The following is a 7715-nucleotide window of genomic DNA, read 5'->3' as shown; positions in this document are numbered from 1 at the left end:
AAAGAAAAAACCACGAAGTTGAAACATTCATAATTCTTTCTTAAATAAACAAGGAAAAATTTCTTCCGGAATTTTTCCGCGTATAGCAGGCAACGTTCCGGCGCTTGGCGAGGTTGCGAGTTTCGGAACCGATTATTTTCTATCAAAGATAAAATTTCTTGCGAGAAATAAACGTGAGTTTACTACAAAATTCGCAATCTTGCCAAACGCCTGTTAGGCGTTCGTTTAAATTATTATAGTTCCTTTTTTGATAAATGTCAATTCAGCGTTTTCTATAAATTCGATTAGATTTGTTTTTTCGTTTGCTTTTATATTCTGTAATTCAAAATACCATTCAGTTGGATTCGCCATTCCTTTTCGGTATATCCAAATTAAGAATCGTTTAGTTTGGTAATTTGGATTAAGTAATGTTAGTTCGTCAAAATTTCCAATAGTTAAAGAATCAGTTCTAGTCATATTATAAAAAACTCTTTCATTTTCTGTCATTTTTTCCAATTCAATTTTCGTCTTTACTTCGGCAATTTGGTTTCCAGTTACAATATTTGGATAAAAAATTCCCTTTGTGAAGATTAGTTTAAATTCATTTTTTAAGTTTGGAATAATTAAAGTTTTTTCATCATATTTAATTGTCGTCTCGTTTTCGATTATTATTTTTCCGTCAAACTTTTCATAAGTTGTTTTTAAATACTCTTTTTCAAAAACATTTTTTGCAAATTGATATTTAGTTTGGTTAAGATTTTCATTTTGACTAAACATAGTTCCAAACGAGAACAATACAATAATAATATTCAGTATTTTTTTCATGTTTTCTTTCTTTTTAAGTTCTGCGGATAAATGACGCCTAACGTTTGGCCGCTTGGCGATGTGGCGGATTAAAGAAGCCTAAACTTTCGGTTAATGACTGATTTTGCAAGTACAAAACCAACTTCAAATTAAGCCTAAACCCGCCATATTGCCAAACGGCGGTTGGCAGATGTTATTATTTAATAATGGTTAAAGTACCTAATTTATAGTCTATTATTATTTTTCCAAGTTTACTAAGTGCTGATTGTCCTAATAGTAATGGTGCTTTTAATTCATTACTGATTGAAGCTTTCACATTATACAAAGTGAAATTTCCAAATTCAAGTTTTTTTATATTGATTGTTGTGCCTTCTGTAATGTCGCCGTTAGCAATTGAATAATATTCTTTGCCAATAATATCATCTTTATTTAGATATCCGTTTTTAAACATAAATAATGCTTCAGTAAGAGATATGGATACATCACTAGCACCAGTGTCAAAAATAAATTTAAGTGAAAGATTGTTTATTTTACATGGTATTGTAAATGTCCCACCATCATTTTTTATCATTTGAATTACATTTTGATTATTCGTTGGTAAACTATTGTTTGCAGGCACATACCTAGCTGATATAGCTTTCTGTTTAGCTTCTTCAATATCTCTATTTTTTTTCTCTTCTATTTCTTTTTTTCTTTTTTCTTCTGATGCTATTCTTTCTTTTTCTAAATCTTCTTTTAGTATTCTCTCCTTCTCAGCTTTTTTTATTTGATATGCTTCATAATTTATCATTTTAACTTTTCTGACCTCTTCAGTATTAAAATTTATACTTGACATCCAACCCGTAACACCATTAAATTCAACTTTTAAATCCCCAACATAATTATTTTCATCACCTATCATGTAAAATTCAATCGCATTAATCATTGTGTTTTCCTGAACATCTAACAACTTATTTGGTTCTTTTGAATTATTTTCTTTCCAACTGTAGAAAGGAGTTGAATAGATCGAAGAGTAATAATTAGTTTTTAACTGTTGTTGACTATAAACAGAAATTATACTTAAAAGCAAGATTGATGGTATTAATATTTTTTTCATTTTACTATGTTTATGTTTAGATGCATTTTAAATTTATTTTTGATATAAATTGCCAAAGAACAATTCCAAATGTTAAAATTGAGACTATCCATACTAGTTTTTGAAGATACTTAGAATTTCTTTCCATTTTATATTCTCCATAAAAACCATCTTTTGATAATTTTATTATACCTAAATATGTGATACTAACATTTTCATTTAATTTGATTAGTTCATTTTTTTCTAAAAAATCTAATGCTTTTAAATATTTAGCATTATTTGAGTTATATTTTTCAGGTAATTCAAAATCATACTCCCAAAGATTTTTCTTGCTTTGAACAAATGAAACTATTTTACTTTTAAAATTAGATTTTTCTTCAAAAAAACTGATTTTAAAAGTTTTAATAAACAATTCATCGTATTCTATTTCATAATTTATAGAATTATCTAAAATGTTTTTTAAAATCGTGTCAAGAAAGACTAAATTACTTTTAATATTCTCTTTTTTCATTTTTTTCAATAATATCTGCCAACGTTCCGGCGCTTGGCGAGGTTGCGAACTACGCAACTAATTATTTTCTATCAAAGATAAAATTTCTTGCGAAAAATAAACGTGAATTTACTACAAAATTCGCAATCTTGCCAAACGCCTGTTAGCCGTAGTGTTTATTGTTCTTCAAAGAAATCTTCATCAAGTTGTTTGACTTCGTAAGTTGCTTTTATTTGAACTCCAACATTAAACTCATGCATTAAATCAACAAGTTTATTTCCATCAAGAAGAATAATTTTATGATGAGCATTTTTTGCTTTTTCAATTGCACCATTATCGAACAATGAAGTTGTTACAAAAACGCCTTTATTCGTATCTCCACTCATTGCACCAATGAAATTTCGGATATCTTTTTCTCTAACTTTATTTTCACTAAATCTTTTTGCTTGAATGTAGATTTTATCTAAACCTAGTTTGTCCTCATTTATTATTCCGTCAATTCCACCATCACCTGATTTTGAAGTTTCGATAAATTCTCCATAACCCATTTTTTTAAGTAAAATCAATATAACTTTTTCAAAATAATATGGATCTATAGTTTTGAGTTTATCTAAAAGGTCGTTTTTAACTTCACTTTCAATTTGTGAAAAACCTTTATCAATTAAATCTTGTGGAGAAGAAGTAGTTATTTCTTTAATTTCAGTTTTTCCGTTATTGTCTTTCTGATTTTCTTCGGAATAAAAATTTACAATTCCAGAATCTTCCACAACATTTTTTAATGATAAATCGGATTTCTGTTTTAATCCTTTTTCAGTAATTTTAACATGTCCTCTTTCTGGGTAAAAAATATAGCCGCCTTTTTTTAAATATGATTTTCCCCAAGCAATTCGATTATTTATTAAATTTTCTCCCGATTTAGTTTTTTCAGATAATTGCTCTTCTGTTAAATTTGAAAAATATTTTTCTATTACAAGTTTTTGCATTTCTCTTGTGTGAATAGTTTCACCGTTACTTAAAATTTCAAGTATTGGGTTAAACGTTTCGTGAAATTTCGGGATTTCTATATTCATTATTTTTTATAATTGTTTGGTTTTCGTCATTTTTGGTAACATTACGGCTAACGTGTCGCCGCTTCACGAAGTTGCGGATATTCAACACTATTGATTACAAATATAGACAAAATATAGTTTCAAAAATTACCAATTCTGATAAATCCCAAACCCCGCAATTTCGTGAAACGGCTGTTAGGCGACGGTTATATTCCTTGATAGTAAAATTTCTTGTTCGGTTAGGACTTCGAAATTGAGACCTAATTTAGTCCAAAAAAGTTTAATAAAATTTAAGAACTCCATATTTTGAGAATTTATTACTAAATATTTTTTAAAGTCTATTTCTTTTCTGTAAGTTATACTTAAATTTGAATCTCCAAACTTGGATTCCCAATCAATTTGTAATTCGAACATGTCATCTTCATTCACATATTTATGACGGATAATTTTAGCCATTATCTCTTCAGAATTTAATGGAATCGGTTCTTCAAAGTTCTGATTGAAATCAAAGTAATCACCAAAAACCATTTCTCCAGACCCCAATAGTTTATATTCTCCAGTCTCTTTTATAAGTACAACTGGTCCAACTCCAATTAATCGACCTCGTTGGTCATCGCAATCATAATTTAGATGTTTATAATATGCAAAAGTATATTTTTCAGAATCTTCTGTTTTGTAAATTACATAATTTTCACCAATAATTTCATCAATAATTTCTTGTGCTTTTTTGAGGTTCATGATTCGTCAAATTTTGATTAACTGTCGCCTAACGTTCCCAGGCTTTGCGAGGTTGCGGACTAAAGAAGCCGAAACCTTCGATTAAACACTGAACTCAAAGATAACAAAACTAACTTTAAATTATGCCCAAAACCCGCAATCTTGCAAAACCTGTGTTAGCAGAAGATTTATTCTTTTTTTTCAAAAAGTATAATTGAAATTAAAGATATAAAAATGAAGAAAAAATTTACTACTAAATGTTCAAAATAACTTAATTTATTAAATATTCCGCCACATGAACAACCTTTATATAAACTAAAATTGTTTAACGCTATTAAATATATAGTGAATAAAAGCATTAATATAAATGAAAAATAAAAACCTTCAATTCTTTTCCAAAAAAATAAAGTTAATATTGTTGAAAATTCTAGAATTGGAACAATATAGAAAATAAGTTCTATTTGATTATCCTCTATTATTGTTGATTTTTTTAATGTGTCCATAAAAGTTTCCATATCAAACAACTTGTGTATAAGAGTATATGAAAACATTACTATAAGAAGAAATCGAAATGTTATTAATAATTTATATTTCATTTTTTATGGATTGAATATATGTTAATGTTTTTTTCAAAAAGTACTATCAATTTATTATTATAATTAATAATGTGACGAGGTTTAAAACCTTTGTAATCATTTATTTTATAGCTTTTAACATATTTTTTATTTTTTAAATTATAAATATCTATATAGCATTTTTCTGAACTATCCCATTGTGTAGATTGATCTGTTAAAATATAAATAAAATCATCATTATCAATAAAACAAGAAAGATTGGGGTTTAAGTTATTCGGGTCAATGTAAATACTATTATCCTTAGTATCTCGATAGTTAAAGTCTAATTTACCATAAATTAAATCTAATTTTCCAGTGTAATTCAATTTATTATCAAAAATAAATATTCTATTTACAGAGTAAGGCAACATTACTGTATAATTATTGTTTGAATAATAAACTCCATCTAATGCAATCCCATTATTTTTATATGAATTAAGATAGTCATCTTTAAGATTAATTTTACTTATGTTTTTTGTTTTGAAGTTTAGCTTTTCAAAGTAAATATTATATTCTTTATCCCAACCAGAAACTATAAATTCATCACCAATTTTTGTTGTTCTTGAGAATTGTTTCGGATAATTAAATAAATCAATTATTTTTCCATTTTTTAAAGATTTGATAATTGAATTTTTAAGTTTATCATGATAATATATAGTATCAAAATCTATTAAATAATTGCCAATAATTTTTAATGTATCCTCTTTCTGATTTAAATCTATCACTTCGTGTGAAAAATCATTTTCTATACTATACTTAAATAATTTACCTTGATTGTTTTGTGACCAACTTACAAAATATAGTTCATTAGAAGCTAACTTCATAACACTTAATTTTTTATCGAGGTTAATTGTTTTTTCTAATATTAAACTATCTTTTATTATCCGTTCAGTGTTCAACTGTAATTGAATATTATTTTTATTATTTTGAATAAAAAAAAGCATAAGAAGTACGGAAGATATTATTATTATGAATATAAGTATTATTTTTTTTTTCATCTTTATAAATATTAATTTTTAAAATGGGCTATCTTAATGATAGCCCTGAAAAATGCTTAAGCAAAGTTTAAATTTGTGTTAGCACAACAAACTCTTTCACCTCCGCCACAACCTGCTGAGTCATCACCGATAAAAACTCGGTAAAGTTGACACATAACAGATTTGTTTTCTACTGACTTATCAGAAGTCTGTGAAAATCCAACATAAGAAACTGCTAACAGCAATCCCACAAAAAGAACTTTTTTCATAATAAAAAAATTAAGTTTTGCCTACTATCGTTTTTTAGGGTTTCTGTTCGGCTTATTTTCCCCTTTCTTATTTAAAGACCTATTTTTTGCCGCAAAGTTATTAAAAATTTTCTGCTAACGTTCCCACGCTTTGCGAGGTTGCGAGCTTCGGAACCGAGTATTTTCGGTTACTACTAAATTTCTTGCGAAAGATAAACGTGAATTTACCACATAATTCGCAATCTCGCAAAACGTGTGTTGGCAGTAGTTTTTTTATTCGGTTTCACAAATATATTTATGAACGGCTGACATAACAGAACCTGGAATAATTTTTTCTCCGTGAGTGTCATAATAGTCAGGACGTTGTGTTGGATTACCATTTCTGTCATATTTTACAGCGTTAGAAGAACCATATTCTTTTTCAGAACAATCCATTGTGATATATTCAAGTGAATATCCACCACCGGTTTTTATAATTTTTCCATTCTTATTTTTAGTTGTCTTGATTGGTTCTGTCATTTTTAACCAAAATTCTTTTGTTCCGTAATTATCTTTTTCAAAATGTATATAAACTTCATTGCCACTTTTTGAGGAAGTTACATATTGAAATTCATCGTCTGTTTGGGAAAATGTTTTGCTTGATATTGCTAAAATTAATATCGTGAATAATAATTTTTTCATACTTTTTTTAGGTTTTAGTTATCTATTTTTATTTCAAAAGTTCTTCCGTTTTCGTCTTCCATTGTTGCTTCTCCATCTTCATCTATTTCAGCAGGACTTAATCTACTTTCAGATGGATGAACATCATCATCGAGCCAACCACCTTTGGGAAAATTAATTCTAACAACTTCACCATCTTCTACATCAACTTCTAAATCATAAGTTGCTGAATATCCTGTTTTCGGATTGTAGTAATCTACACTTGCATCATAAGTTCCATCTTCATAATCTTTAGTTTCAGATAAGTTTTCATCTTCGCTTTCGTTTCCATAATCTTCATTTTCTTCATCACTTTCACTTTCTTCGGCAGAAAATTCAGTATCTGTATTTTCATCATTTACATATTCAGTTGAATTTTCATCTTCTGAATTTGTTTCATAATTTGAACTGTTTTTGCAACTTGCAAAAATAATTATCAATATAAAAAGTAATTTTAATTTCATATTTTTTTAGTTTCTGCGGCAAAATTACTGCCAACGTTTTGCGGCTTGGCCGCAGTTTGGGATTTATAATTCAAATATATTGTTTTAAGACTAAACATCCAAATAAAAAACAAACATTAAATAAAGCTATAAACCCAAATTGCGCCAAACCGCTGTTGCCTGCTGTGCGAATCTTGGTTTTTTCTGTTGTCTGTCGATTAGTTTTTTCTTTCAGTTTTTCATTTTTTTTGGCTTTCGCATGTAAAAAAGTTTTCCGCTTTCGGCGTTTCAAATTTTCTTGTCAGTTTCTCCTTTTAAAATGTTTGAGATTTCACTTTTTAAGCACAATTTTCCGCACGTTTTCTGTTACATTTCAGTTTTTTTGACCGATTTCGTTCAGCCGTAATTTTCTGATAAAGTTCCGACAAAAAAAGAAAAGAAAAACCACGAAGTTGAAACATTCATAATTCTTTCTTAAATAAACAAGGAAAAATTTCTTCCGGAATTTTTCCGCGTATAGCAGGCAACGTTTTGCGGCTTGACGCAGAAGCGAAGCCAGCGAACGGTTAAATTTCTGCTAAAGATAAACATTTTCGTGAAAAACAGACTTCAGTTTAAGA

The 7715-nt window shown here is 28.0% G+C and carries 10 protein-coding genes; all 10 read right to left on the bottom strand.

The genetic code is table 11. The features are described from left to right. Positions 1 to 225: 225 nt before the first annotated feature. The 10 genes from Q361_RS12770 to Q361_RS12725 all read right to left on the bottom strand — a co-directional run bounded on the left by Q361_RS12770 (position 226) and on the right by Q361_RS12725 (position 7116). On the bottom strand, positions 226 to 804 hold the full coding sequence (locus Q361_RS12770) for a hypothetical protein (RefSeq protein WP_103727124.1): 579 nt from the start codon (positions 802 to 804) through the stop codon (positions 226 to 228). Between the two features lie 175 nt (positions 805 to 979). Further along, a complete protein-coding gene (locus Q361_RS13795) occupies positions 980 to 1879 on the bottom strand; it encodes a retropepsin-like aspartic protease family protein (protein ID WP_169929316.1) in 900 nt (299 codons plus the stop codon). Between the two features lie 16 nt (positions 1880 to 1895). After that, positions 1896 to 2369, bottom strand: coding sequence for a hypothetical protein (locus tag Q361_RS12760; protein ID WP_103727123.1), 474 nt, complete (start codon positions 2367 to 2369; stop codon positions 1896 to 1898). 155 nt (positions 2370 to 2524) lie between these two features. Then, the gene (locus tag Q361_RS12755; RefSeq protein WP_103727122.1) at positions 2525 to 3418 is read right to left on the bottom strand and encodes a restriction endonuclease; all 894 of its coding nucleotides are present in this window, start codon (positions 3416 to 3418) and stop codon (positions 2525 to 2527) included. A gap of 174 nt (positions 3419 to 3592) precedes the next feature. Next, a complete protein-coding gene (locus tag Q361_RS12750; protein WP_103727121.1) occupies positions 3593 to 4135 on the bottom strand; it encodes a hypothetical protein in 543 nt (180 codons plus the stop codon). A gap of 167 nt (positions 4136 to 4302) precedes the next feature. Then, positions 4303 to 4710 carry a MauE/DoxX family redox-associated membrane protein gene (locus tag Q361_RS12745; RefSeq protein WP_146047032.1) on the bottom strand — a complete coding sequence of 136 codons (408 nt, stop codon included), beginning with the start codon at positions 4708 to 4710 and terminating at the stop codon, positions 4303 to 4305. Continuing rightward, a complete protein-coding gene (locus Q361_RS12740) occupies positions 4707 to 5552 on the bottom strand; it encodes a hypothetical protein (RefSeq protein WP_146047031.1) in 846 nt (281 codons plus the stop codon). Before Q361_RS12740 ends, Q361_RS12745 begins: the two co-directional genes overlap by 4 nt. 230 nt (positions 5553 to 5782) lie before the next feature. Then, positions 5783 to 5974, bottom strand: coding sequence for a hypothetical protein (locus Q361_RS12735; RefSeq protein ID WP_103727118.1), 192 nt, complete (start codon positions 5972 to 5974; stop codon positions 5783 to 5785). A gap of 252 nt (positions 5975 to 6226) precedes the next feature. Next, positions 6227 to 6634 (bottom strand): hypothetical protein, encoded by a 408-nt coding sequence (locus tag Q361_RS12730; RefSeq protein ID WP_103727117.1) that lies wholly within the window; start codon positions 6632 to 6634, stop codon positions 6227 to 6229. Positions 6635 to 6648: 14 nt separating this feature from the next. Further along, positions 6649 to 7116, bottom strand: coding sequence for a hypothetical protein (locus Q361_RS12725; RefSeq protein WP_103727116.1), 468 nt, complete (start codon positions 7114 to 7116; stop codon positions 6649 to 6651). Between the last annotated feature and the right edge of the window lie 599 nt (positions 7117 to 7715).

The organism is Flavobacterium croceum DSM 17960 (assembly GCF_002917885.1).
In the GTDB taxonomy this organism is placed as follows: Bacteria; Bacteroidota; Bacteroidia; order Flavobacteriales; family Flavobacteriaceae; genus Flavobacterium; species Flavobacterium croceum.
Note: the sequence above shows the minus strand (reverse complement) of the source record. Positions and strands in the feature narration are given on the sequence as shown.

Coding starts and splice junctions, on each gene's coding strand:
- Q361_RS12745 (WP_146047032.1), bottom strand. CDS start 4,710: ATGAAATATAAATTATTAATAACATTTCGATTTCTTCTTATAGTAATG.
- Q361_RS12730 (WP_103727117.1), bottom strand. CDS start 6,634: ATGAAAAAATTATTATTCACGATATTAATTTTAGCAATATCAAGCAAA.
- Q361_RS12760 (WP_103727123.1), bottom strand. CDS start 2,369: ATGAAAAAAGAGAATATTAAAAGTAATTTAGTCTTTCTTGACACGATT.
- Q361_RS12750 (WP_103727121.1), bottom strand. CDS start 4,135: ATGAACCTCAAAAAAGCACAAGAAATTATTGATGAAATTATTGGTGAA.
- Q361_RS12755 (WP_103727122.1), bottom strand. CDS start 3,418: ATGAATATAGAAATCCCGAAATTTCACGAAACGTTTAACCCAATACTT.
- Q361_RS12770 (WP_103727124.1), bottom strand. CDS start 804: ATGAAAAAAATACTGAATATTATTATTGTATTGTTCTCGTTTGGAACT.
- Q361_RS12725 (WP_103727116.1), bottom strand. CDS start 7,116: ATGAAATTAAAATTACTTTTTATATTGATAATTATTTTTGCAAGTTGC.
- Q361_RS12735 (WP_103727118.1), bottom strand. CDS start 5,974: ATGAAAAAAGTTCTTTTTGTGGGATTGCTGTTAGCAGTTTCTTATGTT.
- Q361_RS13795 (WP_169929316.1), bottom strand. CDS start 1,879: ATGAAAAAAATATTAATACCATCAATCTTGCTTTTAAGTATAATTTCT.
- Q361_RS12740 (WP_146047031.1), bottom strand. CDS start 5,552: ATGAAGTTAGCTTCTAATGAACTATATTTTGTAAGTTGGTCACAAAAC.